Source organism: Duganella sp. CF458 (genome assembly GCF_900113115.1).
Classification (GTDB): Bacteria; Pseudomonadota; Gammaproteobacteria; order Burkholderiales; family Burkholderiaceae_D; genus Rugamonas.
In genome coordinates this window covers 42,087-68,614 of record NZ_FOOF01000010.1, presented here as the reverse complement: position 1 = coordinate 68,614, position 26,528 = coordinate 42,087, and the positions used below count along the sequence as shown (strand labels likewise).

General features: G+C 62.4%; 28 protein-coding genes. 14 read left to right on the top strand and 14 right to left on the bottom strand.

Annotated elements, in window-relative coordinates:
- Nucleotides 1–6 precede the first annotated feature (6 nt).
- Nucleotides 7–705: an FMN-dependent NADH-azoreductase gene (locus BM269_RS16470; RefSeq protein ID WP_090438949.1), complete on the bottom strand. Its 699-nt coding sequence runs from the start codon at nt 703–705 to the stop codon at nt 7–9.
- Nucleotides 706–816: 111 nt separating this feature from the next.
- Here BM269_RS16470 and BM269_RS16465 point away from each other — a divergent pair, with 111 nt between their 5' ends.
- The gene (locus BM269_RS16465; protein ID WP_090438946.1) at nt 817–1,695 is read left to right on the top strand and encodes a LysR substrate-binding domain-containing protein; all 879 of its coding nucleotides are present in this window, start codon (nt 817–819) and stop codon (nt 1,693–1,695) included.
- Nucleotides 1,695–2,438, top strand: coding sequence for a glutathione S-transferase (locus BM269_RS16460; protein ID WP_211482708.1), 744 nt, complete (start codon nt 1,695–1,697; stop codon nt 2,436–2,438). The genes BM269_RS16465 and BM269_RS16460 overlap by 1 nt, the downstream gene beginning before the upstream one ends.
- Here the strand turns inward: BM269_RS16460 and BM269_RS16455 are convergent.
- Nucleotides 2,422–2,622, bottom strand: a complete 201-nt coding sequence (locus tag BM269_RS16455; RefSeq protein ID WP_090438943.1) for a heavy-metal-associated domain-containing protein — start codon at nt 2,620–2,622, stop codon at nt 2,422–2,424. The genes BM269_RS16460 and BM269_RS16455 overlap by 17 nt on opposite strands.
- Before the next feature lie 79 nt (nt 2,623–2,701).
- Here BM269_RS16455 and BM269_RS16450 point away from each other — a divergent pair, with 79 nt between their 5' ends.
- Genes BM269_RS16450 through BM269_RS16440 form a run of 3 tightly spaced genes read left to right on the top strand, consistent with a single transcriptional unit; the run spans nt 2,702 to nt 4,762 of the window.
- Nucleotides 2,702–3,478 (top strand): DUF4349 domain-containing protein, encoded by a 777-nt coding sequence (locus tag BM269_RS16450; RefSeq protein WP_170860397.1) that lies wholly within the window; start codon nt 2,702–2,704, stop codon nt 3,476–3,478.
- Nucleotides 3,475–4,341, top strand: coding sequence for an ATP-grasp domain-containing protein (locus BM269_RS16445; protein WP_090438937.1), 867 nt, complete (start codon nt 3,475–3,477; stop codon nt 4,339–4,341). The genes BM269_RS16450 and BM269_RS16445 overlap by 4 nt, the downstream gene beginning before the upstream one ends.
- A gap of 1 nt (nt 4,342) precedes the next feature.
- Nucleotides 4,343–4,762: a VOC family protein gene (locus tag BM269_RS16440; RefSeq protein ID WP_090438934.1), complete on the top strand. Its 420-nt coding sequence runs from the start codon at nt 4,343–4,345 to the stop codon at nt 4,760–4,762.
- Between the two features lie 19 nt (nt 4,763–4,781).
- Here the strand turns inward: BM269_RS16440 and map are convergent, their stop codons facing one another.
- The 5 genes from map to BM269_RS16415 all read right to left on the bottom strand — a co-directional run bounded on the left by map (nt 4,782) and on the right by BM269_RS16415 (nt 8,736).
- Nucleotides 4,782–5,549: a type I methionyl aminopeptidase gene (gene map / locus BM269_RS16435; protein ID WP_090438931.1), complete on the bottom strand. Its 768-nt coding sequence runs from the start codon at nt 5,547–5,549 to the stop codon at nt 4,782–4,784.
- On the bottom strand, nt 5,546–5,758 hold the full coding sequence (locus tag BM269_RS16430; protein WP_090438928.1) for a ParD-like family protein: 213 nt from the start codon (nt 5,756–5,758) through the stop codon (nt 5,546–5,548). Before BM269_RS16430 ends, map begins: the two co-directional genes overlap by 4 nt.
- 107 nt (nt 5,759–5,865) lie before the next feature.
- Nucleotides 5,866–7,644, bottom strand: coding sequence for a PhoH family protein (locus tag BM269_RS16425; protein ID WP_090438925.1), 1,779 nt, complete (start codon nt 7,642–7,644; stop codon nt 5,866–5,868).
- Nucleotides 7,645–7,881: 237 nt separating this feature from the next.
- A complete protein-coding gene (locus BM269_RS16420; RefSeq protein WP_090438922.1) occupies nt 7,882–8,337 on the bottom strand; it encodes a peroxiredoxin in 456 nt (151 codons plus the stop codon).
- Nucleotides 8,338–8,361: 24 nt separating this feature from the next.
- The gene (locus BM269_RS16415) at nt 8,362–8,736 is read right to left on the bottom strand and encodes an Mth938-like domain-containing protein (RefSeq protein WP_090438919.1); all 375 of its coding nucleotides are present in this window, start codon (nt 8,734–8,736) and stop codon (nt 8,362–8,364) included.
- Nucleotides 8,737–8,869: 133 nt separating this feature from the next.
- Between BM269_RS16415 and BM269_RS16410 the strand changes: the two genes are divergently transcribed.
- The 3 genes from BM269_RS16410 (at nt 8,870) to BM269_RS16400 (ending at nt 12,816) form a co-directional block, all read left to right on the top strand.
- The gene (locus BM269_RS16410; RefSeq protein ID WP_090439499.1) at nt 8,870–10,102 is read left to right on the top strand and encodes a pyridoxal phosphate-dependent aminotransferase; all 1,233 of its coding nucleotides are present in this window, start codon (nt 8,870–8,872) and stop codon (nt 10,100–10,102) included.
- A gap of 19 nt (nt 10,103–10,121) precedes the next feature.
- The gene (locus BM269_RS16405) at nt 10,122–11,444 is read left to right on the top strand and encodes a homoserine dehydrogenase (protein WP_090438917.1); all 1,323 of its coding nucleotides are present in this window, start codon (nt 10,122–10,124) and stop codon (nt 11,442–11,444) included.
- Between the two features lie 145 nt (nt 11,445–11,589).
- Nucleotides 11,590–12,816: a serine hydrolase domain-containing protein gene (locus BM269_RS16400; protein WP_211482707.1), complete on the top strand. Its 1,227-nt coding sequence runs from the start codon at nt 11,590–11,592 to the stop codon at nt 12,814–12,816.
- Here the strand turns inward: BM269_RS16400 and BM269_RS16395 are convergent.
- The 5 genes from BM269_RS16395 to BM269_RS16375 form a co-directional block, all read right to left on the bottom strand.
- The gene (locus BM269_RS16395) at nt 12,796–13,107 is read right to left on the bottom strand and encodes a BON domain-containing protein (protein WP_090438914.1); all 312 of its coding nucleotides are present in this window, start codon (nt 13,105–13,107) and stop codon (nt 12,796–12,798) included. The two genes, BM269_RS16400 and BM269_RS16395, sit on opposite strands and share 21 nt — an antisense overlap.
- 173 nt (nt 13,108–13,280) lie before the next feature.
- Nucleotides 13,281–14,672: a sigma 54-interacting transcriptional regulator gene (locus BM269_RS16390; protein WP_229204682.1), complete on the bottom strand. Its 1,392-nt coding sequence runs from the start codon at nt 14,670–14,672 to the stop codon at nt 13,281–13,283.
- On the bottom strand, nt 14,669–15,208 hold the full coding sequence (locus tag BM269_RS16385) for a hypothetical protein (RefSeq protein WP_090438911.1): 540 nt from the start codon (nt 15,206–15,208) through the stop codon (nt 14,669–14,671). The genes BM269_RS16390 and BM269_RS16385 overlap by 4 nt, the downstream gene beginning before the upstream one ends.
- Nucleotides 15,198–16,619: a HAMP domain-containing sensor histidine kinase gene (locus tag BM269_RS16380; RefSeq protein ID WP_090438909.1), complete on the bottom strand. Its 1,422-nt coding sequence runs from the start codon at nt 16,617–16,619 to the stop codon at nt 15,198–15,200. The genes BM269_RS16385 and BM269_RS16380 overlap by 11 nt, the downstream gene beginning before the upstream one ends.
- Nucleotides 16,620–16,693: 74 nt before the next feature.
- Entirely contained in the window at nt 16,694–17,344 is a 651-nt protein-coding gene (locus BM269_RS16375; protein ID WP_090438906.1) for an energy transducer TonB, read from the bottom strand.
- Between the two features lie 142 nt (nt 17,345–17,486).
- Here BM269_RS16375 and BM269_RS16370 point away from each other — a divergent pair, with 142 nt between their 5' ends.
- Nucleotides 17,487–18,125 (top strand): response regulator transcription factor, encoded by a 639-nt coding sequence (locus tag BM269_RS16370; RefSeq protein ID WP_090438903.1) that lies wholly within the window; start codon nt 17,487–17,489, stop codon nt 18,123–18,125.
- Nucleotides 18,125–19,384, top strand: a complete 1,260-nt coding sequence (locus BM269_RS16365) for an ATP-binding protein (protein ID WP_090438900.1) — start codon at nt 18,125–18,127, stop codon at nt 19,382–19,384. The genes BM269_RS16370 and BM269_RS16365 overlap by 1 nt, the downstream gene beginning before the upstream one ends.
- Here BM269_RS16365 and BM269_RS16360 read toward each other — a convergent pair.
- Together BM269_RS16360 and BM269_RS16355 are read right to left on the bottom strand one after the other, a co-directional pair.
- Nucleotides 19,347–20,786 (bottom strand): sensor histidine kinase, encoded by a 1,440-nt coding sequence (locus BM269_RS16360; protein ID WP_090438898.1) that lies wholly within the window; start codon nt 20,784–20,786, stop codon nt 19,347–19,349. The two genes, BM269_RS16365 and BM269_RS16360, sit on opposite strands and share 38 nt — an antisense overlap.
- A complete protein-coding gene (locus BM269_RS16355) occupies nt 20,786–21,472 on the bottom strand; it encodes a response regulator (protein WP_090438895.1) in 687 nt (228 codons plus the stop codon). Before BM269_RS16355 ends, BM269_RS16360 begins: the two co-directional genes overlap by 1 nt.
- A 100-nt stretch (nt 21,473–21,572) precedes the next feature.
- Here BM269_RS16355 and BM269_RS16350 point away from each other — a divergent pair, with 100 nt between their 5' ends.
- The 4 genes from BM269_RS16350 to BM269_RS16335 are packed head-to-tail and all read left to right on the top strand — an operon-like array spanning nt 21,573 to nt 26,511.
- On the top strand, nt 21,573–22,646 hold the full coding sequence (locus BM269_RS16350; protein ID WP_090438892.1) for a porin: 1,074 nt from the start codon (nt 21,573–21,575) through the stop codon (nt 22,644–22,646).
- Nucleotides 22,647–22,659: 13 nt separating this feature from the next.
- Complete coding sequence (locus tag BM269_RS16345) at nt 22,660–23,604, top strand: tripartite tricarboxylate transporter substrate binding protein (protein WP_090438889.1); 945 nt, start codon at nt 22,660–22,662, stop codon at nt 23,602–23,604.
- A gap of 29 nt (nt 23,605–23,633) precedes the next feature.
- Entirely contained in the window at nt 23,634–24,716 is a 1,083-nt protein-coding gene (locus tag BM269_RS16340; RefSeq protein WP_090438886.1) for an ABC transporter substrate-binding protein, read from the top strand.
- Between the two features lie 10 nt (nt 24,717–24,726).
- Nucleotides 24,727–26,511, top strand: coding sequence for an ABC transporter permease (locus BM269_RS16335; protein ID WP_090438883.1), 1,785 nt, complete (start codon nt 24,727–24,729; stop codon nt 26,509–26,511).
- Nucleotides 26,512–26,528: the final 17 nt, after the last annotated feature.

Genomic DNA, 26,528 nt, shown 5'->3' with positions numbered 1-26,528 from the left:
CGGCGCTCAGGCGGCGCGGCGGCTGGCCGCGATGCGCGGGGCTGCGACGGCTTCCGCAAGGCGCGCGGTGGCGCGTTCGGCATCGGCAATGGAGCGCTGCAACCGGTCGTCGCCGAATTCATCGTATTCGATGGCCGCGCCATATGCCTGCGTCACGCCCAGGTAGCGGAACGCGCTGCGCACCGAAGCTTCGACGTGGTTGATGCCCTCCAGCCGCTGGCCGGGATCGTAGCCATGGTCGCCGCGCGAGGACAGGATCACAAGCTGCTTGCCGGCATCCGCCAGCAGCGGCCAATAAGGTTCGCCAGCCCGTGAGCGGTCGAAACCGAAAGTTCGCCCGACGCGCACGATGTTGTCGATCCATGCCTTGAACTGGGCCGGTGGGCCAAAGTTATACATCGGTACGCCGGCGACGATGATATCGGCCGCCAGCAGTTCATCAACCAGCGTATCGCTCTGGGCCAGGGCTTCCTTCATCCACGGCTCGCGGGCTGCAGGCGGGGTGAATGCGGCATGCACCCAACTGCCGGAAACCGGCGATGGCGGCGCCGCCCCGACGTCGCGATAGATGACTTTTGTGCTGCTATCGAGCTGCAGGTAACGCTCGATGAAATGTGCAGTCAGGCGCCGCGTATGCGAGCCATGCGATTGTTCGCCGGAACGGCCCGGCCGGGCGCTGGAATCAATATGCAGGATGGTGGTCATTTGTCTTTCTCCGTCACGTTGCGATGGGCATACTGTGCGCCTGGCCACGGACGGTGACAAACGATCAATTCTCAGCGGATGGATGAACTGAATTCATGTATAGTAAATAGCATGAAACGCCGCCTGCCATCCCTGCCCGCCCTGCGCAGCTTTGAAGCAGCCGCGCGGCTGCAAAGCTTCAAGTTGGCTGCCGAGGAGCTTTCGGTCAGCGCCACCTCGATCAGCCACCAGGTGCGTGCGCTGGAGGAGGCGCTGGAAGTGAGGCTGTTCCTGCGCAAGACCCGTGCTGTCGAATTGACGCCCGAAGGGCGCATCCTGCTGCAAGCGACCGGCAACGGCTTTGACGCCATTGCCGCGGGTGTTGAACGGCTGCGGCGCGAGCAGCGCCGCAGCGTCACTTTGTCGACTACGCCGTCTTTCGCGGCGCGCTGGCTGGTGCCGCGGCTCGCTTCGTTCAACGCGGCCCACCCCGGCATCGCCCTCAACATCCAGGCCAGTAATAGTCCGGTTGACCTGGCTGGAGGCGCGGCGGACCTGGCGGTACGCGGCGGCGGCGGGCACTTCACGGGCTTGCATGCTGAGCGCCTGCTGCAGGCGGGATTCGCACCGGTCGCCAGTCCGCGCCTGAAGCTGCGCAAGGCCGGCGACGTGGCGCGACATCCTCTGATTCATTTCGATTGGCAGCGTGGCTTGAAGAGCGCGATTACCTGGGATAAATGGGCGAAAGCGGCAGGCGTCGCGCTGGACCTCGCCGCAGGCGCGCGCTTTTCGGAGGAGTCGCATGCAGTGCAGGCAGCGATCGCGGGGCAGGGCGTGGTGCTTACCGCCTTACCGCTGGTGCGTGAAGAAATCAGTATGGGGCTGCTGGAAGCGCCGGTAGGCCCGGTGCTGGGCGGATTCGACTTTTATGTTGTACGGCCGGAGGGCGACGATCCGCGCGAGGAAGTGCGCGCCGTTGAAGCATGGCTGCTGGCACAGGAGGTGCACTGATGGAGCCTTACAAGCTTTACTACTGGCCGACGATCCAGGGGCGCGGCGAATTCGTGCGATTGGCGCTGGAGGAGGCCGACGTCCCCTACATCGATGTGGCGCGTGGCAAAGGCGGCATGAAGGCGATGACCGAGTTGATCGCCGGCGGCATCCACCCGCGTGCAGCGTTTGCCCCACCCATCCTGCAGGCGGGCGAACTCATGATCGGGCAGACAGCGAATATCCTGATGTTCCTCGGGGCGCGGCACAAGCTCGCGCCGCGCTCCGAAGCAGGGCGGCTGTGGTGCAACCAACTACAGCTCACCATCGCGGACATCGTCGGCGAGGCGCACGATACGCACCACCCGATCTCGGTCAATATGTATTACGAAGAGCAGGCGCGGGAATCGAAGACGCGGGCGCGTGATTTTGTGATCGAGCGCATCCCCAAGTACCTGGACTATTTCGAAACTGTGCTGCGGGTCAACCAGTCGCGCGGCGGCTGGATGGTCGGTTCCAAGCTCAGTTATGTCGACCTGTCGCTGTTCCAGCTGCTGGACGGCTTGCGCTATGCCTTCCCGAAGGCGATGGCGGCCTATGACGGCCGTTGGCCTGGCTTGCAGCGGCTAGCCGGACGCGTGGCCTCGCGTCCCAGGGTCGCGGCCTACCTGGCATCCAAGCGCCGCCTCGTCAACAACGAGGACGACGTGTTCCGGCATTACCCGGAACTGGAGCAGGGTGTCCGCATCAAGCCGCACGGGTGACGGGATAGCCCGCGTCCACGATGGCCGCCTTGATCGGTTCCAGCGCCGAGGCGGAGTTGACCTTGACGTGCTTGCCCTTCAGGTCCACCTCGACAAACGCTGCCGGGTCAACGGTGTGCACGGCTTGCGTCACGGCCGAGACGCAGTGGCCGCAAGTCATATTTTCCACAGTCAGTTCATACATTTGGAGTTCCTTTCGTCTTATGGGTAAACATACTTTAGTCCTTCCTACCATGGTAAGGTCAAGCGTGCTGGCGTTGCTTTTGCTGTTTTCACTGCAGGGCTGCTCACAGCATCACCCTTCGGGCGCGGCCGGGGAGCTCGCATACAGCGGGCCGCCAGGGAAGCATGCCGCAGCTGCCGGCGCGCAAGCACGTGGAAAATACCTGGCATATGAACACTCTGTCACGGTCGACTCCCCTGAAGGCGGCGTCAAGCCGCTGCTCGACAAGCTGGTGGCGGCTTGCCAGGCCGACGTGACCAGCCAGTGTACGCTGCTGGCCTCCGGCGTCGAGGGCGGCCGCGAATCGCGCGCTCACATCCGCGTCCGCATCAAGAAGGCCGGCGTGGAGCCGCTGGTCGCGCTGGCGGCAAGCGGTGGCGAGGTGGCGTCGCGCAACACGGCGGCGGAAGACCTGGAAAGCCCGATCCGCGACAATGCCAAGCGCCTGGACATGCTGCGTTCCTACCGCGAGAAGCTGCTGGCGCTGGAGGCCAAGGCCGGCAACAACGCCGACGCGCTGATCAAACTGTCGCAGGAGCTGGCGACGGTGCAAAGCGAACTCGAATCCGCGACCGGCGTCGAAGCGCGGCTGATGGAACGAGTCAATATGGACTTGCTGAACATTTCGATCCAGTCCCGCACCCAGCGCGGTTTCTGGTCGCCGGTCAAACGCTCGCTCGGCGATTATGGCAGCAACCTGTCGGAAGGCATCGCCACCGCAATCACGGGTACGGCATACATGCTGCCGTGGGCGCTGATCCTGTTCGTGCTCGGCCTGGTGGTACGCAAGGTCTGGCGCAAGGTGCGCAAGCAATGACCGGAAAAGTCAAATGGCTGGTGCAGAAAGAAGGCTTTTCGATGGCAAACCGCGCGGATGCGATCGAGGCCCTCGAACGGTTCGGATTTGCATATGACGGCTTTGGCATCTTGCCATCCTCGAGCAAGGTGTTAAACCTCGAGTACATCCTGACGGACCCCGACGAAAAGATTATCGTTCGGGGCGGCACTCGGCTGCACGCGCTACTGAATACCGCTACCGGGATTTCCGAGCTGGCCGAGGGGATTTTCGCTGACCAACTGAGCCACGGGCCGCGATACCTGGACCAGCTCAGGAATGGGATCTTCTATGACGAGCAGAAATTCGACCAGGCTTATTACGCTGGGCTGGGCCTGCCTTTGTTGAACAGCGACGCGACGATGTATCCGGTTGCGGCCAATTTGATGCTGGCATTCGATCGTGACAAGTTCATCAAGCCAAGCAAGGACGAGAAGGCATTCGATGCTGGAATTCTTGCAGCCGGCGAGACGATTCAAGCTTTCATTGCCAGGCAACCGCAGGCCCGCAACTGGTGCGACGAAACGGTGGTCATCGCCTCCTGCAAGACGATCATTGCGGAGTATCGCTTTTTCGTAGTAGAGGGCGAAGTCGTTACAGGTTCGATGTACCGCTTTGCGGGGACGGCAAATTTCAACGCGAATATTCCTGCCGACATCTTCGCGGCCGCGCGCGAATTCGCGCATCTGTATCACCCCCACGCAGTGTTCACGATGGATCTTGCGGAGACGTCGGAAGGCATCCGCATCATTGAATACAACTGCTGGAATGCATCGCGTCTGTATGCGGCGGACGTGGGGAAGATTTTTCACGCAGTGCAAGACTACGTACAAAGGCAACCTTGAGATGAAACAATCAATCGTCCACATTGCCCTCGTCGTGCGCGATTACGACGAGGCGATAGATTTCTATGTCAAGACGCTCGGCTTCGAACTGCTCGACGATACCTACCAGGCGGAGCAGGACAAACGCTGGGTGGTGGTGGCGCCACCGGGTGGCTGTGGCACCACGATCCTGTTGGCGCGTGCGTCCAAGCCGGAGCAGGAGCCCTTTGTCGGCAACCAGGCTGGCGGCCGGGTATTCCTGTTCCTGAATACGGACGATTTCTGGCGCGACTTCGAACGCCTGAAAGCGAATGGCGTGCAGATTGTGCGGGAGCCGAAACAGCAGGACTACGGCATGGTTGCGGTCTTCGCAGATTTGTACGGCAACCTGTGGGATTTGCTGCAACTGAATCCCGAGCACCCGATTGCACGCCGGCGGTGACCCGAATTGATTGACGAATTCAGTTGAGCGGTCTTTCTCCCGGCCTCAGGGTCAGTACCTGAACACCGCTGCGGGTGACGGCCACGGTATGTTCAAACTGGGCGGACAGCTTTCCATCCCTTGTGACGACGGTCCAGCCATCGTCTTCGGTCTGGACCGTGTGATCACCTTCGTTGAGCATTGGCTCGATGGTGAATACCATGCCCTCGCGCAGTACAAGGCCGGTCTTTGGCCGGCCCCAATGCAGCACCTGGGGAGGTTCGTGCATTTTCCGCCCGATGCCGTGGCCACAATAATCCCGCACTACCGAGTAGCCGCTGCGGCGCGCGTGGCGCTCGATGGCGTGGCCGATGTCGCCAAGCTGGGCGCCGGGGCGGACAGCCCTGATTCCCTTCCACATGGCCTCATAGGTCGCCTGCACCAGGCGCTTGGCGGATGGCGAAACGCTGCCGACGAAATAGGTCTTGCTTGAATCGGCAATGAAGCCGTTCTTCTCGAGCGTGATGTCGAAGTTCACGATATCGCCGTCCTGCATGATCTCCGTGGGTGAGGGGACGCCATGGCAAACGACGTTATTGCGCGAGGAGTTCAGCGCGTAGGCATAGCCGTACTGTCCCTTGCTGGCCGGACGTGCTTTAAGTTCATGCACGATGAAGTCGTCCACTATGTCGTTCACCTGCATGGTCGACTTGCCGTGAAGGCTGATTCTGTCGAGGAATGCAAACACGCTTGCCAGCAGCCTGCCCGCTTCTGCCATTAGCGCGATTTCTTCCGGCCGCTTGGTCATACGGACGTTATCCGCAGCGGCGGTACTTCGACACCTGCCGCGCGCAACTCCTGCGCCACAACCTCGTTGAAGGTCAAGGTTGGATTCATTTCGCACAGCATGCCGATCTTGACCCAGAAGGCCGCTTGCGCGTTGATGGAGCGGCACGATACCGCACTCGCCTTGCGGATCTGGTCGTGCAATTCGTCTTCGATGTTCACAATGCCCATTTTTTTCCTTATATATGAAACATATATGAATCATATATTGATTGAAGCCAGAGCGCAAGAAAAAAGCCCCGCACTTGGCGGGGCTTGGTGGGCGGCAGCGGGCTGGATTACAGCACGTCGCTCGCGTGGTCTGCCAGGCGGGAACGCTCGCCGCGTGCCAGCGTTACGTGGCCGCTGTGCGCCCAGCCCTTGAAGCGGTCGACCACATAGGTCAGGCCGGACGAGCCTTCGGTCAGGTAAGGCGTGTCGATCTGGGCGATATTACCCAGGCACAGGATCTTGGTGCCAGGGCCGGCGCGCGTCACCAGGGTCTTCATCTGCTTCGGCGTCAGGTTCTGCGCCTCGTCGATGATGAGGAATTTGTTGACGAAGGTGCGGCCGCGCATGAAGTTCAGCGACTTGATCTTGATGCGCGAACGAATCAGGTCCTGCGTCGCCGCACGGCCCCATTCGCCGCCTTCGCCGTCGGACTTGTTCAGCACTTCCAGGTTGTCGTCGAAGGCGCCCATCCAAGGACCCATCTTCTCTTCCTCGGTCCCCGGCAGGAAGCCGATGTCTTCGCCCACCGGCACCGTAACGCGGGTGACGATGATCTCGTTATACAGCTTGGTCTCCAGCACCTGCGCCAGGCCGGCGGCCAGCGCGAGCAGGGTCTTGCCGGTACCGGCCTGGCCCAGCAGGGTGATGAAGTCGCACTCCGGGTTCATCAACAGGTTCAGCGCGAAGTTCTGCTCGCGGTTGCGGGCAGTCACACCCCACACGCTGTTCTTGTTGTGCGAGTAGTCGCGCAGGGTTTGCAGCACGGCGGTCTTGCCGTTGATCTGCTTCACCTGCGCGTAGAACGGCGACTCGCCGTTGTTCGGTTCCAGGTAGACGAACTGGTTCACCAGCAGGGACGGGATGAACGGGCCGGTCACGCGGTAGAAGGTGCTGGACTGGCCGTGCTTGTTCTCCTGCCAGGACTCCATGTCCTTGCCGTGCTTGTTCCAGAAATCGTCCGGCAGCTGGACGATGCCCGAGTACAGCAGGTCGGTGTCTTCCAGCACATGGTCGTTGAAATAGTCTTCCGCCGGCAGGCCCAGGGCGCGCGCCTTGATGCGCATGTTGATGTCTTTCGACACCAGCACCACGGCGCGGCCTGGCTGCTCGGCTTCCAACGAGCGCACCACGGCCAGGATCTGGTTGTCGGCCTTACCTTGCGGCAGGCCTTCCGGCAGGTCGGCAACCTGCACCTTGGTCTGGAAGTACAGGTGGCCCTTGGCATCCTTGTTCCCCAGCTTGTTCAGCGGGATGCCGGTTTCCATGTCGTCGTCTTCCGTGTTGCTGATCAAGGCATCCAGCGTACGCGATACCTGGCGCGCATTACGGGCGACTTCGGTCATGCCTTTCTTGTGGTTGTCCAATTCTTCCAACGTCATCATCGGCAGGAAGACATCGTGCTCCTCGAAGCGGAACAGCGAGGACGGGTCGTGCATCAGCACATTGGTGTCGAGCACGAACAGCTTGGTGCTGCCCAGCACATCAGCTTTGCGGCTGGAGGCGGACTTGAGCACCACTTCGTGGGCTTTGTGTTTTGCCGGGTGCGGCGCATCGGCCTTGATCGGCGTGACTTTGGCGCGGGCTTGCGGCGCAGCCTTGGTGCGTGGTGGCGCCGGCACGTCGTCCGGCAGCTTGACGGCCTTCAGGGCAGGCGCCTTCTTGGCTGCGGTCTTTTTCGCGACCGGTTCTTTTACTGCTTTGGCAGCAGTCTTGGGCGCCGCTTTCTTCGGCGCGGGTGCTGCCTTTTCTTCAGTAGGGAAGGGAACCGGATTTGCTCCGCTGGCCTTCGGGTAGTCTTTAGCCAGCAGCAGGGTGGCTGGCTTGCTAGGCAGTTTTGGCAGTGGCATCAGGATCTCAATCTAAAAAAGATGCATCCACGCGGGGGCGATTGCCCGGCATGGATGAACTGTGGGGTGGTTCGGAAAAACTAAAGGATGCCTGGCGGGCGTCTGCGTCGCCCGAAAGCCGGTGGGCATGCCACCGGGGACAGTGGGTGGAAGGACTTACTCGACTCAAAATCTGGCTGACACGTTCAAATGACAAGCTCCCGTTGAGCTAACACATTCGCAGCGAGGGCCTTGCCATCAGCCCAGGTTTGCCACGAATTCCAGCACTTCATCGACGTGACCTGGTACTTTCACGCCTCTCCATTCTTTCACCAATCGGCCTTTTGCGTCAATCACAAACGTGCTGCGTTCAACGCCGCGTACATCTTTACCGTACATTTTTTTCATCTTCATGACATTGAAGGCCAGGCATACCGCTTCGTCCGGATCGGAGATCAGTTCGAACGGCAGGCCCAGTTTCGCCTTGAAGTTTTCGTGCGAACGCAGCGAATCGCGGCTGATGCCATAAATTTCAGCACCGGCTGCGCTGAACTGGTCATGCAGGTCGCGGAAGGCCATGTTCTCGGTGGTGCAGCCCGGGGTGTTGTCCTTGGGGTAGAAGAACAGCACGGTGGATTTGGCGGGACGGCCCGAAAGCTGGAAGGTTTGGCCGCTGGTCATGGCGGCGCTGAAGTCGGGGATGGTTTGGCTCATGCGCGTTTATATGGGAGCAAAGTGTTATTTTTCAATGATCAATGCCAGCAGGGCTTTGCGGCCTTCGCCCATCAGGATGTTGTAGGTGCGGCAGGCGGCATTGGTGTCCATGCATTCAACGCCGATCTGCTTGCCGATCAGCGGCGCGGCCAGGCGTGGATGGACAAAGCGCTGGCGCTCGCCGGTGCCGAGGATGACCACATCCGGCTGTTCGGCCAGCAGTTGTTCGAAGTGTTCGACCGTCAGTTCCTCGAATTTCGCCACCGGCCAGGGGCGCGGTGCGCGTTCCGGCAGCACCAGCAGGCTGTAGTCGAAAGGCCGGCCGTTGATCTCGACTCCACCTGCGAAATAACCGGAAACGGTCTGGTACTGGCCGGTGGTGCTGGAGTGGAGCTTCATAACTTTTCGCTATATTTAAATACAATAGAGATCTTATTGTAACGTTTTGCGCATATCGATGGTTGATTAAACCAATTTAATTCGGCAGAATGGGCATTTTCGCAATGCAGCATTTATACGTAAGGGATTGATTTTGCGTCCGGTTCAGAAATCCAACAAGCTTAACGAGATTTGTTACGAGATCCGCGGCCCTGTGCCGGAGAAGGCCCGCCTGATGGAAGAAGAGGGCCACAAGATCATCAAACTGAACATCGGCAATATGCAGCCGTTCGGTTTCGATCCGCCCGACGAAATTGTCCACGACATGATCGTCAACCTGCCCAACGCGGCGGGTTATACCGATTCCAAAGGCTTGTTCGCGCCGCGCAAGGCGGTGATGCATTACACCCAGCAGAAAAAAGTCGCCAATGTCACCATGGACGACATTTACCTGGGCAACGGCGCGTCCGAGCTGATCGTGATGTCCATGAATGCGCTGCTGAACAACGGCGACGAGGTGCTGGTGCCGGCGCCGGACTATCCGTTGTGGACGGCGGCGGTCAGCCTGTCCGGCGGGAGACCGGTGCACTACGTCTGCGACGAACAGCAGGACTGGTTCCCGGACATCGACGACATGCGCAAGAAGATCACGCCGAACACCAAGGCGATCGTCGTCATCAACCCGAACAACCCGACCGGGGCGCTGTATCCGGACGACGTGCTGCTGCAGATTATCGAACTGGCGCGCCAGCACCAGCTGATCATCTACGCCGACGAAATCTACGACAAGGTGCTGTATGACGGCGTCACCCACACCTCGATCGCCGCGCTGTGCGACGACGTGTTCTGCGTAACCTTCAACGGCCTGTCCAAGAGCTACCGTTCCTGCGGCTATCGCGCCGGCTGGATGGTGCTGTCGGGCGAAAACAAGAAATATGCGAAGGATTACATCTGGGGCCTGAACATGCTGGCTTCGATGCGCCTTTGCGCCAACGCTCCGGGGCAGTTTGCGATCCAGACTGCGCTCGGCGGCTACCAGAGCATCAATGACCTGGTGGCCCCTGGCGGGCGCCTGCTCAAGCAGCGCGACCTTGCATACAAGCTGCTGTCCGAGATTCCGGGTGTCAGCGTGGTCAAGCCAAAAGCTGCACTGTATATGTTCCCCCGCCTCGATCCGAAGATCTACCCGATCGCGGACGACCAGCAATTCGCCTATGAACTGCTGGAAGAAACCAAGGTCCTTATCGTGCAGGGCACCGGCTTCAACTGGCATAGCCCGGACCACTTCCGTGTGGTGTTCCTGCCGAACTCGGACGATATGGAAGATGCATTCGGCCGCATCGCGCGCTTCATGGAAGGCTACCGAAAACGGCACGGGCACAGCTAACAAAACCAGGGATTAAAAGATGAAATCGATTAAAGTAGGTTTGCTGGGCGTAGGCAATGTAGGCGCCGGGACGTTCAGTGTATTGCGGCGCAACCAGGAAGAGATCCGCCGCCGCGCCGGCCGCGGCATCGAGATTGTGGCCGTATCGGCCCGCAACCTGGAGCGCGCAAAAGAGCGCACCGAAGGCCAGTGCAGGGTAGTGGCAGACCCGTTCGCGATCGTCAATGATCCGGAAATCGATATCGTCGTGGAGCTGATTGGCGGCTATGGCACCGCCAAGGAACTGGTGATGCAGGCCATCGCCAACGGCAAGCACGTGGTCACCGCCAACAAGGCGCTGCTGGCGATGCACGGCACCGAGATCTTTGCCGCAGCCCAGGCCAAAGGCGTGATGGTGGCCTTCGAAGCGGCTGTGGCGGGCGGCATCCCGATCATCAAGGCGCTGCGTGAAGGCCTGACCGCCAACCGCATCGAATGGATCGCCGGCATCATCAACGGAACCACCAACTTCATCCTGTCCGAGATGCGCGACAAGGGCCTGGACTTCGCCACCGTGCTGAAGGAAGCGCAGCGCCTGGGTTATGCCGAAGCCGATCCGACCTTCGATATCGAAGGCGTGGACGCGGCGCACAAGGCGACCATCCTGTCGGCAATCGCCTTCGGCATTCCGGTGCAGTTCGACAAAGCCCATATCGAGGGCATCACCAAGCTGCAGGCGATCGACATCAAGTATGCCGAACAACTGGGCTACCGCATCAAGCTGCTGGGCATCGCACGCCGCGCGCAAGTGAACGGCGGCGAGGGCATCGAACTGCGCGTGCACCCGACCCTGATCCCGGCCAAGCGCCTGATCGCCAACGTGGAAGGTGCGATGAATGCAGTGCTGGTCCAGGGTGACGCGATTGGCGCCACCATGTATTACGGCAAAGGCGCCGGCCCCGAACCGACCGCTTCCGCCGTGATCGCCGACCTGGTCGACATCACCCGCCTGGCGACGGCCGACCCCGAGCACCGCGTGCCGCACCTGGCCTTCCAGCCGAACGCGATGACCGACATCAAGATCCTGCCGATGTCCGAGATCACCACCAGCTACTACCTGCGCATGACGGTGGCCGACCGTCCGGGCGTGCTGGCGGAACTGACCCGTATCCTGGCCGACGCATCGATCTCCATCGACGCGATGATGCAAAAGGAACCTGCGGAGGGCGAAACGCACACCGACATCATCCTGCTGACGCACCAGACGCAGGAGAAAAACGTGGTGGCCGCCATCGAGAAAATCGAAAAGCTGACCAGCGTGGTGGGCAACGTCACCAAGATCCGCCTCGAGAACCTCGCCTGATTTTCCCGGCAACCGGAACTCAAATGGCCCCGCTGGGGCCATTTTCTTTGAGCTCGTCCAAACGGGGAGATCATTAAGTTTTGATATAATTGTTTCCAATTAGAATACATCATTGCTCAAATTGAACTGGTTTCGCATTCTTTGTTTGGCCGGCATCGCATTCGTTCTGGCCGGATGCGGCACCTTGTCCGATACCCAGCTGGACACTGATTCCAGCGCCGCCCAGCGGCTCGCGCTGAGCGGCGACATCGGCGCCGAAGTCGCCGGCATGGCGCAGCCGATGATCGATTCCCGGGAAACGACCGGACTGGTGGTGGGCGTGCTGACGCCTGATGGAAAACAGCAGTTCTTCGGCTTCGGCACGACGCACCAGGAGAACGGGCACCAGCCCGATGGGGATACCTTGTTCGCAGTCGGTTCGCTGAGCAAAGGCTTCCTGGCGGCGACAACGTCGGTGTTGGTGCAAGAGGGCGTGCTGCATTGGGAGGATACCCTCGAATCGCTGCTGCCGCCGGAGGTGCAACTGAGCGCGGATGCCAAGCGCATCACCTTGCGCCAGCTCGTCACGCATACCGCCGGCCTGCCGCGCCAGCCGATGACGGAACGGACCTTGCTCTATTTTCTGGAGTATCTGTTTACCGGCAAAAGCTTCTACCGCCATTTCGACCGGCCCTATCTGCTGGAGTACCTGACGACGTTCAAGAAGCATAATGGCGGCGTGCCGCAGTACTCGAACATCGGCTACGGCGTGCTCGGATATGTGCTGGAACTGAAGACCGGCAAGAAGGTCGATGCGCTGGTGCACGAGAAAGTACTCGATCCGCTACACCTGCAAAGTACAGGATACGTGCCGCAGGAATTGCCGGGCTATGGCGAACGGGCGCTGGGTCACGCAGGCGACCAGCCCAAGTTCATCCGGCGCGGAACGCTGGTCCCGGACTGGCAGTTCACCGACATCATGAGCGGCTCGGCGGCAGTCTATTCCAACGCGCGCGACCTGCTGGCTTACGCGAATGCGCACTTGTCTGCGACCGGTAACAGCCTGCTCGATGCAGGCCTGCGCGAGACGCTGACAGTCCAATACGAGCGCAAGACCGAGGCCGCGGCAAGCGCCTGGTTCGTCGACCAGATCGATGGCCACAAGATTGCCCACCAGATCGGGCTGGTGGCCGGCTATACCGCTTACATCGGCATCGATGCGCAGACGCGGACGGCGGTGGTGGTTCTGCAGAATAACTTCAACTGGACCGACAGGATCGGGCTGCGCCTGTTGTTGCGGATGGCCGAAGCCCGGAAAAAAACGGGCGACACCAGGTCGCCCGATAAGGGAGGTACTACTGCAGCAAAGGCATTACTTGCCGGCGACAGTTAGCTCACTCTTCACTTCCTTCACTCCGGCCACGGCGGATGCCGCCTGGATCGCCTTGGCGCCGGCATCGGAGTTTGGCACAGTGCCGCTCAGGACCACGACGCCCTGGTTGGCCGACACGATGATCTCTTTCTGGTCCGAGAGGGCAGCCTTGACCTTGGCCTGCAGCGAGGAATCGGCGGTGGCGATGGCGGCACCGGCCATGGCGCCTTCTTGCTGCGCATGCGCGGACAGCGAGGCGAGGGCGAATGCTGCTGCTGCGAACAGGCCTGCGATCAGTTTGGAATCCTTCATGGTCTATCTCTCCATTGTTAAGTTGGCAGTCAACGCTGGTGCGTTGTCCTTTGCATTGCAAGGCGCGTGCCATGTAGAGAAATCAATGACTTAGCTGTGCGGCAACATGAAGTTTGTCGCTGCATGGCGACAGGAATCGAGGCCCTGGGCGCAAGGTCTTGATTTGACGGGCTTTATGGCTGTCGCCCCTCGACGACAGGGTCATTGCGGAACTGCGCGGCGTTCAATTCATGCTTTTGCAGCAGGCGGTAGAACTCGGTCCGGTTGCGTTCCGCCAGGCGCGCGGCGTCGGCCACGTTGCCGTCGGTGAGCTTGAGCAGCTGCACCAGGTAATTGCGTTCGAAGCGCTGCTTGGCTTCCGTATAGCTGAGCACTTCCAGCGCGGGCACGCGCAGCGCACGCTGCACCAGCGACAGCGGCACCAGCGGCGCGGTGGCCAGGGCGCAGGCATGTTCCACCACGTTGTAGAGTTGGCGCACGTTGCCGGGCCAGGACGCGCGCGACAATGCCTCCAACGCTTCAGGCGCAAAGCCGTTGACGGTCTTGCCGTATTTGTCGGCCAGCATGTGCAGGAAGCGCGTGGCCAGCAGGCCGATGTCTTCGCGCCGGTCCGCCAGCGAGGGCAGGGTAAGCGTGATCACGTTGAGGCGGTAATACAAGTCTTCGCGGAATTGGCCTTCCAGCATGGCTGCTTCCAGGTCGCGGTGGGTGGCGGACAGCACGCGCACATTGACCGGGCGGCCGTGGTCCGAGCCGACCTGGCGCACCACGCGTTCCTGCAGCACCCGCAGCAGCTTCACTTGCAGCAGCAGCGGCATATCGCCGATCTCGTCGAGGAAGAGCGTGCCGCCATCCGCCGCTTGCAGCAGGCCTTCACGGCTGGCGACAGCGCCGGTGAAGGCGCCTTTTACATGGCCGAACAGTTCGGACTCGAGCAATTGCTCGGGGATCGCGCCGCAGTTGACAGCGATGAAGGGTGCTGCGGCACGCCGGCTGGCGCGGTGGATGGCGCGCGCCAGCAGTTCCTTGCCGGTGCCGCTTTCGCCGCGTATCAATACGCTGGCGTCGGACGCGGCGACCAGTTGCGCTTCGTGCAGCACTTCTTCCATGACGCGGCTACGGCTGATGATATCGGCGCGCCACGCGCCGCTGCCCGCGTCCGGCGCCGCCTGTGGTGCCGCCACGCTCAATGCCTGGCCGATGCGCTCCAGCAGCACCTTGGCGTCGAAGGGTTTGGTCAGGTAGGCGTAGGCGCCAAGCGAGGTGGCCTCCACCGCGTCGGGTATGGTGCCATGGGCGGTCAGCAGGATGACCGGCAGCGCGGGGTGCTGGTTGCGGATCTGCTGGAACAGGGACATGCCGTCGCGCTCTGGCAGCCGCACGTCGCTGATCACCAGCGCGGGCAGGGCAATCGAGAGGTTGGCCAGCGCGGCCTCGGCGCTGCCGACGGCGGTGACCTGGTAGCCGTTGGCGCTCAGGCGCATTGAAAGCAGGCGCAAAAGGTCGCTGTCGTCGTCGACCAGCAGCAGGCGGGGGGAGATTGGTGCGCGCATTTCGGTAATCATTTACTGGCTCTCGCAGGCAGGCCGCGCTCGATTTCTTTCAGCGCTTCCAGGGTTTCGTTCAATTGTTCGTTCTTGCGTTGGTTGTCTTTCAATTGCGCGCGCAAGCGGTCGCCGTCGTCGACCAGGCGGCGCGTGTCGGCGCATTGTGCCGACAGCAGTTGCGCCAGTTGCCGCAAACCTTGCGCTTCCGGCTCCGGCGCGGTGGCGACGATATCGAATTGCGCCTGGGCCTTTGCCAGGTCGCCACTGCCGCGCGTGAGCGATAGCACCATGGCCGATTGCAGCAGCACCTTGGGGGTTTTCTGCTGCTGCGACAGATTGCTTAATTCTTTCAGCAGCTCGCCCTGCGTCATGCGGCGCAGCGACTGGTGATAGGCCAGCAGCGGAGCAACTTCGTCTTGCGGCGCGACCAGCAGCGTCAACGGCGCGGGGGCGGGCGGCGGCGGCAATGGCGGCAGTGCCGGCGTGATGGGCTGCCGTTGCGCGCAGGCGGCGAGCGTCATGAGCAGCAGCAAAGGCAGGGCTTTAATGTTCATAGGGCAGTTCAATCCGGAAGTGAGCGCCGGAGTGGGCCGGCAGCAATTGCAGCGATCCGCCGTGGGCGCTGACGTATTCGAGCACGATGGACAGGCCGACGCCGTTGCCGCGCCGCGCGCCGGGCGGCTGGCGCATCCCCTGGTAGAAGGGTTCGAAAATATGGGCCGCATCTTCCGGCGCCACGCCGGGACCCTGGTCGATGCAATCGATGGCCAGCGTGCCGGCCTGTTCGCCGATGACGAAACGCACGGCCCCGCCTTCGGGGCTGTAGCGCACGGCGTTTGTCAACAGGTTGCTGGTTGCGATGGCGAGCTTGCCCGGGTCGGCCGAGATCGTCGGGGCGCTGCCTTCCAGCGAAACGTCCAGGCGGCGCGCCTGCCATTGCAGGCGCTGGGCATCGACGGTGTCGCGCAGCAGGGCGGCAATATCGGTGGGCTGGCGCTGCAGGTGCTGGGCGGCGAAGGTGGCGGTGTTATAGCGCAGCAGGTCTTCGATCTGGTTTTGCAGCGAGGCCGTATTCTGGCGCAGGATGCCGGCCACCTCGCGCTGGTTTGGCGTCAGCGTGCCGGCTACTTCATCTTCCAGCAGTGCCACGCCTTCCACCAGCGCGGCCAGCGGGGTTTTCAGCTCGTGCGAGATATGGCGCAGGAAACGCGATTTGTCGGCCTCCAGGCTGGCCAGGCGCTGGCGCAGCCAATTCAGTTGCTGGCCAAGGCGGCGCAAGTCGTCGGGGCCCTCGACGTCGATCGGCTGGTCGTAGCGGTTGCCGCCCAGGCGATCGATGGCGCCTTCGATCTGCGCGAGCGGGCGCGCCAGCCACATGCCGCAGCCGAGTGCCAGTGCGGCGGCAAGGCTGATGGAGGCAAGCAGTTGCCCGGCCAGCACGCTGCGGCGGTGTTCCAGGCCAAGCAGGATGCGCTGGTTGCGCTGGTCGACTTCGCGTTTGACTTCGTCCGCCAGTTCTTCATTGATCGGGGACAGGCCGGCCAGCGCGACGTTCAGCATTTGCTGGCGTTGCGTGCGTTTGGTGTTCGGCGCCTGCAGCGCGTGCCAGGCTTGCTCGCCCTGGTCGCGCCAGGCGGCGAAACTGGCCTTGGGCACGGAGGGCAGACCGGCCGACAGCGCGGCCAGCGCAGCTTCGCCATCGCGCCATGCGGCGGCGTAGCGGTCGCGGAAGGCGGGATCGTCCAGCACCAGGAACTGGCGCGCGCTGCGCTCCATGGCCACGCTGCGTTCGGCCAGGCGTTGCACGTTCGCGGTCAGCACCACGGCGTGCTGGCCGACGTCGCGGCTTTCAGCGGCCAGCCGGTCCAATGTCAACAAGGCCTGGATCGAGGTGGCGCTGAGCAGCAGGGCGATCAGCAGGAAGACGCCGAGAAGTAATTGGCGGAAAGAAAGCTTGATGAACATAGAGCATGCGCCGGCAACCACATGGTTAACCGGCGCATGATAGGGGAATTCGCCTTACTGCCGCGCTCTATTGCTCACTCGTCGAGACGCCAGGCGTATTGCATGCGGGCCCACGATTCCTGCGCCACGCCGTCGATGGTGCCGGGCTTGAAGGCGCACATCGAGAGGCCTTGCATGGCAGCGCGGTCCAGGTCGCGGTGGCCGCTGGTGCGCTCAACCTTGGCGCTGGCCACGTGGCCGTCTTTGCCAATCAGGAAGGCCAGAGTGACCGTGCCTTCATCGCCGTTGCGCAGCGCTGCCGCAGGGTAGGCGGGCTTGGCGCAGCTTGCCGCGTCGATCACCGCGGCCACGTTCACCGGCTGGCGGCGCGCAGGTTCGACTGGATCGCCTTTGGGGCCGGGACCTGACGGGCCGGGCAACGTTTTCTCACGCGGCGGGCCATCGGGCGGCACGGTGGTGATCGGCGGATCGACCGGCGCTATCTCCAGGATGGGGAATTCGGGCGGCGTGATCACCGGCAACTTTGTCGGCGGAATGTCGGGCACCTTTGGCGGCAAGACTTTCGGCTCAGGCATCTGCGGGTCGGGGTAATACTCCACCAGAATCGGTTCCTCGCGTGTGATCAGGATCGTCGAATTCTTCAGCGCGATACCGGCGGCAACCAGGTGCAAGACGGCGACGAACGCCAACCCAGAGTAGTTTTTGCGGGAGGTGTCGAAGTTCATGGAAATGCTCCTTTCTTCTTGTTGGTAGGCTGAATTGCCAGTCCATGGCAAGATATTCTTCCATTCAATGGAAATAAGCAAGCAATTTTTCTTGCTACCCCTTGGCGTGGTATCCTTCCATCATCTGGAAACGAGGAATGCTATGAATAAGATCAAGGTACTGCTGGCAGATGATCACCCCGTCGTCATGGGCGGTTTTGCCATGGCACTGGCCGGGTTTGGCGTGGACGTCGTTGCTCAGGCCCGGACGCCGACCGAGGCGGTCGAGGCTTACCAGGCCCTGGCACCGGATGTTGCCATCCTCGATATGCGCTTCGGCGAGCAGATGACGGGCCTTGACGCCGCGCGCCAGATCCTGGCGGCGGCCCCCAAGGCGCACATCATCTTCCTCACCCAGTTCGACCAGGACGCCCTGGTCAAGGAGGCCTACCGGATCGGGGCGCGCGCGCTGGTGACGAAAGACTGCGACCCGTCCGAGCTTTTCACCGCCGTGCAGCGAGCTTCGCAAGGCGAGCTGTATTTCATGCCCGCCATCGCGGAGCGACTGGCCAGCCTGTCGGTGCTCGGCGAGCAATCGCCGCAGGCCCTGCTCGATGAACGTTCGCTGGAAATCTTCAAGCTGATGGCGGAAGGCCTGACCAACGCGGAAATCGCCGATAAGCTCGGCGTCTCCAGCAAGACGATCAGCAATTCCAGCCAGTCGATCAAGGACAAGCTGGGCGTTGAACGCGCGGCCGACATCACCCGCCTGGCGGTGCGCCACGGCGTGCTGCAAGCCTGATGCGGGCCAAATGGCGCCCCGGCACGCGCGCGCGGCTGCTGGCGATTACCTTGTTGCCCGTGCTGGCCTTGTTTGCGACGCTCACCTGGTACAACTACCAGTCGCGCCAGTCCGAGGTCCATGCGGAGCTGGCGGAGCGCGGGCAGCTACTGGCCAGCGCGCTGGTGGCGAGCAGCGAGATCAGCCTGGTGCACGGGCAGTTCGACGAGCTGCGGGTAACGATCAACGGCATGCTGCAGACCGACAGTGCGATCAATCGCGTGACCCTGCTCGATGCGGAGCGCAAGCCGCTGCTGGAAGTCGCGCCGCGCGGTGACGCGATGCCCGAGGCGCGCTATTACGAAGCGGCAGTGCATAAGCGCTTGCTGTACGTGACCGGGGGCGGCAATCGCAATGTGGGCACGATGGGATACGTGCAGGTTCGGATGTCGCCGACGGCCCTGCTGCGCAAGGCGCGCTCGCGCTTCCAGCTCGAATTGGCCGTGGCGCTGGCCGGGTTGCTCGCGTGCGCGGCGCTGGCTTGGCAGATGACCAGCGGGTTTGCCTCGTCGCTGCAGGCATCGATGCAGGCGGTACGCGCTGCGGATGCGGAGAAGCGTCGCCTGCTGCAGCGCGTGACCACTGCGGTGGAAGATGAACGCAAGGCCATCGCGTTGGAGATCCACGATGAATTGAATGCGACGCTGATTGCGGTGCGGCTGGAGGCGCAGCAGATTGCGGGCCTGGCCGTCGCGCTGCAGCCGGCCGAACCAGCGGAGCAGGTTCGCGACAAGGCGCAGGCGATCACCAAGCTGGCCCTGGGCTTGTACAACAGCGGCCGCACACTGGTGCGCCGCTTGCGGCCGGAGATGCTCGACATGCTTGGCCTGCAGGGTGCGCTGGAAGAAATGCTGCGCCAGGTCGGCAGCAGCCATCCTGCTTGCCGTTTCTCGTTGCGCACCGAGGGCGATTTCGCCGGGCTCGATGGCGATGCCGCAATCTCGGCCTACCGCATCGTGCAGGAAGCGCTGTCGAATATAGTGAAGCATGCCCGCGCCGGCACGGCCAGCGTGGAGGTCGCGCGGCACGGCGACGCCTTGCGGATCGCGGTAGCCGACGACGGTACCGGCTTCGACCCCGCGCGTACCGCTGCGGGCGTGGGCCTGGCGGGCATGCGCGAGCGGGTGCAGGCCCTGGGCGGCAGCTTCGCGATGGACTGCTCGTCGGGCACCCGCATTGCCATCACGCTGCCGGTGGAGGCGTGGCGCGCGGGAACCTGACGCGCACCAGCAAGCCGCGCCCGCCCGCACCCTGGTCGAGTTCAAGCCCGGCATGGTGCAGCACAGCGATATCGCGCACAATCGCCAGCCCCAGGCCGGAACCGCCCGGATTGGCCTGCATGGTCGACGCTGCGCGATAAAAGGGGGAGAATACGCGGTCGCGGTCTTCCGGCGGAATGCCGGGACCGCTGTCTTCCACTTCCAGCACCACCTGCGCTTCGCCATGCATCACGCGCAGCACCACGCTGCCACCGCGCGGCGTGTAGTGCAGGGCGTTGTCGACCAGGTTCGACACCAGTTCGTGCAGCAGCAAGGCCTGGCCATTGACGCTGGCTTCTCCTTCGCCTTCCAGCGAAAGGTCGATGCCCCGGTTCACAGCTGACAAAGCCAGTTCCAGCGCCACTTGCTGCACCGTCTCGCGCATCGGCACCGGCACCGGTTCGCGATTCTCGCCATGCTCGATGCGCGCCAGCATCAGCAGGCGGTTCGCCAGGTGCACCGTGGAGTCGGTCGTGGCGGCCATGCTGGCCACCACATTGCGCAGCTCCGGCGAGGCCGATGCCGCCCGCTCCAACTCGCGCTGCGCAAGTTCGGCCTGGGTCTTGAGCACCGTCAGCGGGGTGCGCAGCTGGTGCGAAGCGTCGGCGATGAAGCGGCGCTGGCTGGCGATCAGGCCCGCGATGCGCGTGGTCGAGGCGTTCATGGCCTGCACCAGGGGCCGCACTTCCTTATGCACCAGCGCCGGATCGAGGTCGGACAGGTCGGAGACGTCGCGCGATTCCACCTCGTGCTTCAAGCGCATCAACGGGCGTAGCACCAGCTTGACCGCGAACCACACCAGCAAGCCCGCCAGCAGCACCACGCTGGATTGCCATGCAATGGTGTCGTACAGGATCTTCAGTGTCAGCCCTTTGCGCGCATCGAGCGTCTCGCCGACCTGGATCAGCGCGATGCCGCGCATATTGTCGTCATACACCGGCTGCAGCAGCGCCGCGATACGGATCGGCTGTCCGTTGTAGTTGGCGTGATAGAAGCGCACCAGGGCGGGGTAGTTCTCGGAACGCGGCACATTTGCCGGTACTGCGGGCAGGTCGTCGTAGCCGGACACCGTTTCGCCCTTGATCCCGGTGACCTTGTAGTAGATGCGGCCCAGGGTATCGGTCTCAAAGCTGTCCAGCGCAACGTAGGGCACGTCGACCACCACCTTGCCGCTCTCCACCGAGACGCGTTCCGCCAGCGCGCGGGTGGAGGCCAGCAGCGAGCGGTCGTAAGCCATGTCGGCCGCATCGACCGCGTTGTAATAGACGGAGATGGTGTTGATGATTTCCAGCAGGACCAGCGGCAGCAGCAGCCAGCGCAGCAACTGGCCGCGCAGGCTGCCCATGGCAAGCATGGCTTTCATCAGGCTTTCGCTTCGGCCGGCTGCAGCAGGTAGCCGATGCCGCGCAAGGTGGTGATGGCGGCGGCACCAGGCTCCTTGCGGTCAAGCTTCTTGCGCACGCGATGAATGTACAGCTCGATGGCGTCGAGGTTGGCATCATCGGCCAGCGAAAACACCTGGTCGAACAGTCTTTCTTTCGCCACCGGCTTGCCGCCTTTGGTGATCAGCGCTTCCAGCACCGCATGCTCGCGCGGCGTGAGCTGCAGGTTCTCGCCGAAATAGGAAAACATGCGGCTGACGGTATCGAAACGCAGCGCGCCGCATTCGTACACCAGCGATTCGTTGCCTGCGCTGCGGCGCAGCAAGGCCTTCACGCGCGCTTCCAGTTCGGCCAGTTCGAAAGGCTTGGCGAGATAATCATCGGCCCCAAGATTCAGGCCCTGCACGCGGTCTTCCAGCCCGCCGCGCGCGGTCAGGATCAACACGGGCGTCTTGCCGCCGCGCGCGCGCAGGCGTTTCAGCACTTCCAGTCCGTCCATGCGGGGCAGGGTCAGGTCGAGGATCACCAGGGCATAGTCCTGGGTCAGCAGCAACGAGTCGGCGTCGGCACCGTTATCGGCGCATTCGACTGAAAGGTTGGCATCGCGCAGGGCTTTGGAAAGCCAGTGTTGTAATTCGGTGTGGTCTTCCACTAACAGTATTCGCATGGCATTTGCCTGAAAGGCGTTTGAAAGGTTGGCGATTTTATAGTTGAACCGTGCCAGAGCGAGGCATGACTGAAATAACTATAAACCCAGGAGACTGATTGTGAAAAGAACTTCGATGGCAGCGGCCGTCGCATTGATGTTTGCCGCCTATTCTTCCGCCAACGCCCAATCCAATGTGCAGGTCTACGGCCTGCTGGACATGGGTGTCGACATCACTTCCGATGCCAAGCCAGGCGGCGGCAGCGTCACCCACGTCAGTTCCGGCGGCATGAACACTTCGCGTTGGGGCATCAAAGGCAGCGAAGACCTGGGCGGTGGATTGAAAGCGGTGTACCAGCTGGAAAGCGGCATCCTGATGGATACCGGCGCGCAGGACGGCAACCTGTTCAAGCGCCAGGCCAACGTCGGCCTGGAAGGCAGCTGGGGCCGCGTGGTGCTGGGCCGTTCCTTCACCAGCGTGTACGACACCGTCATCCGCTTCGACCCGATGGGCTTTGCGCCTTACTACTCCTGGGCGACCGGCGGTAGCGCCACGTTCGCCAGCAAATACGGCATGACCACCGGTTTCGATAACCTGATCAAATACTCCGGCAAGACCGGCGACTGGAACTATGGCTTCAGCTACGGCATGGGCGAGCAGCAGGGCGCCGGGACCAGCTCGGCCGACAGTGCCAAGTACGCCGGCGCCGTCAGCTACCAGTCCGAGTCGCTGGGCGCCATGTTCACCGCAGAGCGCATCAACGGCAACAACGTGGTCGCTACCGGCAATCGCGACGAGACCACCGCGTTCCACCTGGGCGGCTATTACGCCACCGGCGATTTCAAATTCTGGCTCGGTGGCCGCGGCTACAAGCTGGCGTCCGGCAAAGCCGCCACGGCTGACATAAAAGGCAACACCCTGTGGGCCGGCGTGGCATACAAGCCCCAGCCGAACGTCACGATCACCGGCGCGGTCTACCACATCGACCAGCGCAACCTGGCTGCCGGCATTGACGCCGATCCGACCATGTATGTGCTGCGTTATCGCTACGCCGCGTCCAAGCGCACCGACCTGTATGCGACTGTCGCTTACACCAAAGGCAAGCATGACCAGCTGGTCGGCCTGTCGCGCGACGACGCGGGCTTCGGCGACAGCCAGCACGGCGTCATGGTTGGCATCCAGCACCGCTTCTGATAATAATGAAGCCATGAAGATCCTGTTCTCCATCTTCGCTACGGTCCTGCTGTTGACAGGGCAGGTGCAAGCCGCTGAGTGCATCGTGCCGTCCAAACCGGGCGGCGCGATGGACCTGACGTGCAAGCTGGCCCAGAAAGGCCTGGCGACGGTGCCGGGCGGCCAGTCCATGAAGCTGGTGTATCGCCCGGGCGGGATCGGCGCGGTGGCATGGCACTCGCTGGTATCGCAGCGCCGCGCCGAACCGAACACCCTGGTGGCGTTTTCCGGCGGTTCGCTGCTGAACCTCGCGCAGGGCAAGTTCGGCAAGGCCAAGGCGGACGATGTACGCTGGGTAGCGGCGTTGGGTGCGGACTACGGCATGATCGCAGTGCGCGCCGATTCTCCGTATAAGTCTCTGGGCGACCTGGTGGCAGCGCTCAAACGCGATCCTTCCAAAGTGCTGATCGGCGTCAGCGGCACCATCGGCAGCCAGGACTGGCTGAAGGTGGCACTGCTGGTGCGCCAGGCAGGCCTGGATCCGAAAGTGCTGCGCTTCGTGGCGCTGGAAGGCGGCGGCGAGTCCTTCACCGCAATGCAGGCCAACTACGTGCAGGTCGTGTCGGGCGATGCCTCGGAAGCCAGCCTGGCCGGCAACGCGATCCGCGTACTGGCCGTGATGTCGGAAGAGCGCCTGCCAGGCAAGCTTTCAGCAGTGCCGACGGCGCGCGAGCAAGGCTACAACCTTGTCTGGCCGGTGATTCGCGGTGTGTGGATGGGACCTCAGGTAGCCGATGCCGATTACCTGCAATGGGTGAAAACCTTCGAACACATCATGGCAACGCCCGAGTTCGCAAAGCTGCGGACGGAAGCGGGACTATATCCCTTCAGCCTGACAGGACAGGCGCTCAACGAGTATGTGCACAAGGCCGTGGACGATTACGGCAAACGCGCCAGCCATCTGGGCCTGGTGCGCTAAACATCCCTCAAAAAATCTAGGAGACACAAATGATCAAGACGACCCTGGTGGCCGCCGCGGGCCTGTTCGCGTGCACCGCATTCGCACAATCGCCCGCCGGGTATCCGGCCGATTACCAAAAGGTGATCGAGGCGGCAAAGAAAGAGGGCAAGTTGGTGGTGTACGGCGCTACCGACAGCAAGGCTGCACAGCCGCTGGTGCGCGACTTCAACGCCATGTACCCGGGCATCACCGTCGAATACAACGACATGAATTCGACCGAGGTATACAACCGATTCATCTCCGAGATGGCAGCCGGCGGCAATACCGCCGACGTGATGTGGTCCTCCGCGATGGATTTGCAGATGCGCCTGGCCTCCGACGGCTACGCGCTGAAGTACAAATCGGTGGAAGCGTCCAAGATTCCCGGCTGGGCGGTGTGGGACGACCAGGCTTACGGCACCACCTTCGAGCCGGCCGCCATTGTCTACAACAAGCGCCTGGTCGATGCCAAGGAAGTACCGCAGACCCACGCCGACTTCGTCAAGCTGATCCAGCAGCCGAAGTTCAAGGACAAGGTCACCACCTATGATATCGAAAAGTCCGGCGTCGGCTTCATGTTCATGAGCCAGGACGCCAAGGAGTACCCGAAATTCCTGGAGCTGGAGAACGCCTTCGGCGAAGCGAAGGTGCGCGTGCAGTCCTCCACCGGCACCATGATGGAGCGCATCTCCTCCGGCGAAAACCTGATCGGCTACAACGTGCTGGGTTCCTATGCCCTGGTGCGTGCCAAGACCGACCCTTCGATCGGCGTGCAGCTACCGAAGGACTACACCCTGGTGATGTCGCGCGTGATCTTCATCAACAAAGGCGCGAAGAACGTCAACGCCGCCAAGCTGTGGCTGGACTACACCCTGTCGCACCGCGGCCAGACCATCATCGCCAACGAATCCAAACTGTTCGCCATCCGCGCCGACGTGACTGGCGAAACCACGTCGTCCGACCTGGTCAAGCAGATCGGCCAGGACAAGATCAAGCCCGTGCCTGTGCACCCGATCCTGCTGCAGTTCCTCGGCCCGCAGAAGCGCATGGCTTTCCTGAAACAGTGGAAAGAAACCGCCGGCAAGAAATAAGGAGCAGCCAATGACAACCGCGACTTTGCAGGGAACGGGGCGTGCCGGCATTGCCAACATCAATTGGCCGCGCGGGATTGTGGCAGTGCTGACCTGCACCGCCATCTTCCTGCCGCTGTTCCTGATCTTTTACCAGAGCTTCCTGTCGGCGCCGTTCTTCATGCCCGGCAAGGAAGCTGGGCTGGATGCCTTCCGCTTCATCTTCGACGACCCGGACTTTGCCGTGGCGTTCAAGAACGGCTTGCTGCTGGCGGCAGGCCTGGCCGCCATCGCCGTGCCGTTGGGCGGCATGCTGGCCTTCCTGATGGTGCGTACCGACCTGCCGGGTCGCGGCTGGATCTCCCCGCTGCTGCTGGTGCCGATCTTTGTGTCGCCGATGGTGATGGGTTTTGGCTACGTGGTGTCGATGGGCCCGGTGGGCTTCTACTCCACCTGGGTGAAAGACCTGATCGGCTTTATCCCATGGAATGTGTATTCCTTCACCAGCATTGTGATCATTGCCGGCCTGACCCACGTGCCGCACGTCTACCTGTACGCGTCGTCAGCGCTGAAGAGCCTTGGTTCGGACGTGGAAGAAGCGGCCCGCGTGGCTGGCGCCTCGCCGCTGCAGGTGATGTTCAACGTATCGCTGCCGATGATCATGCCGGCGCTGGCCTACGCGGGCGTGCTGGTGTTCTTCCTCGGCTTCGAAGTGTTTGGGCTGGTGCTGGTACTGGGCGACCCGGAGGGCCACCTGGTGCTGCCGACCTACCTGTACAAGCTGACCAACAAGCTGGGTACGCCGTCCTATCACCTGATGGCGGCGGTGGCCGTGTGCCTGGTGGCAGTGACCATGCCGCTGGTGATGATCCAGCGCTGGCTGCTGAAATCGGCCAACAAATATGTGTCGATCAAGGGCAAGGGCGCGCGCAGCAAGGCACTGCCGCTGGGCCGCTGGAAGTGGCTGGCGTTTGCAGTGTTGGGCGCGTGGCTGTTGTTCACCATCGTCATGCCGCTGTCCGGCATTGCGCTGCGCTCCTTCGTGCAGTACTGGGGCGAGGGCGTGAAGCTGGCCGACGTCCTGACGCTGCAGCACTTCCGCGACATCTTCGAACAGCATGCCCTGATCCGCGGCATCATCAACACGGTGCTGATCGGCGTGATCGGCGGCGGCCTGGCGATCTTCTGCTACAGCTTCATCGCCTTGGCCATGCACCGCAAGCCGGACCTGCTGACCCGAATCCTGGACTACAGCGTTCTGGTACCGCGTGCAGTGCCTGGCCTGCTGGCCGGCCTGGCCTTTCTGTGGGTGTTCCTGTTCGTGCCCAGCTGGCTGGACGGCATGCTGAAAGGCTCCGACAACGGCCTGGCGGCGTGGCTGGTGGAGCACGCCATTCCCGCGCTGCGCAGCCTGCGCACCACGATCTTCGCCGTGTGGCTGGCGTATTCGGTGGTGTGGATGGCCTACGGCATGCGCCTGATTTCCACTGCGCTGCTGCAGGTTGGCCCTGAGCTGGAAGAAGCGGCGCGCGCGGTTGGCGCCCGCCGCGGCCAGGTGACCCGCGACGTGACCCTGCCGCTGATCAAATACGGCTTGCTGGGCGCATGGCTGATGATTTTCCTGATCTTCGAACGGGAGTATTCCACCGGCGTGTACCTGCTCTCGCCGGGTACCGAAGTGATTGGCGCGCTGATCGTGTCGCTGTGGGCGGGTGGCTCTACCGACCTGGTGGCGGCACTGTCCTTTATCAACATCACCCTGGTCGGCATCGGCCTGGGTATCGCGCTGCGCTTCGGCGTCAAGCTGCATAACTGAGACCACGATCATGAAAC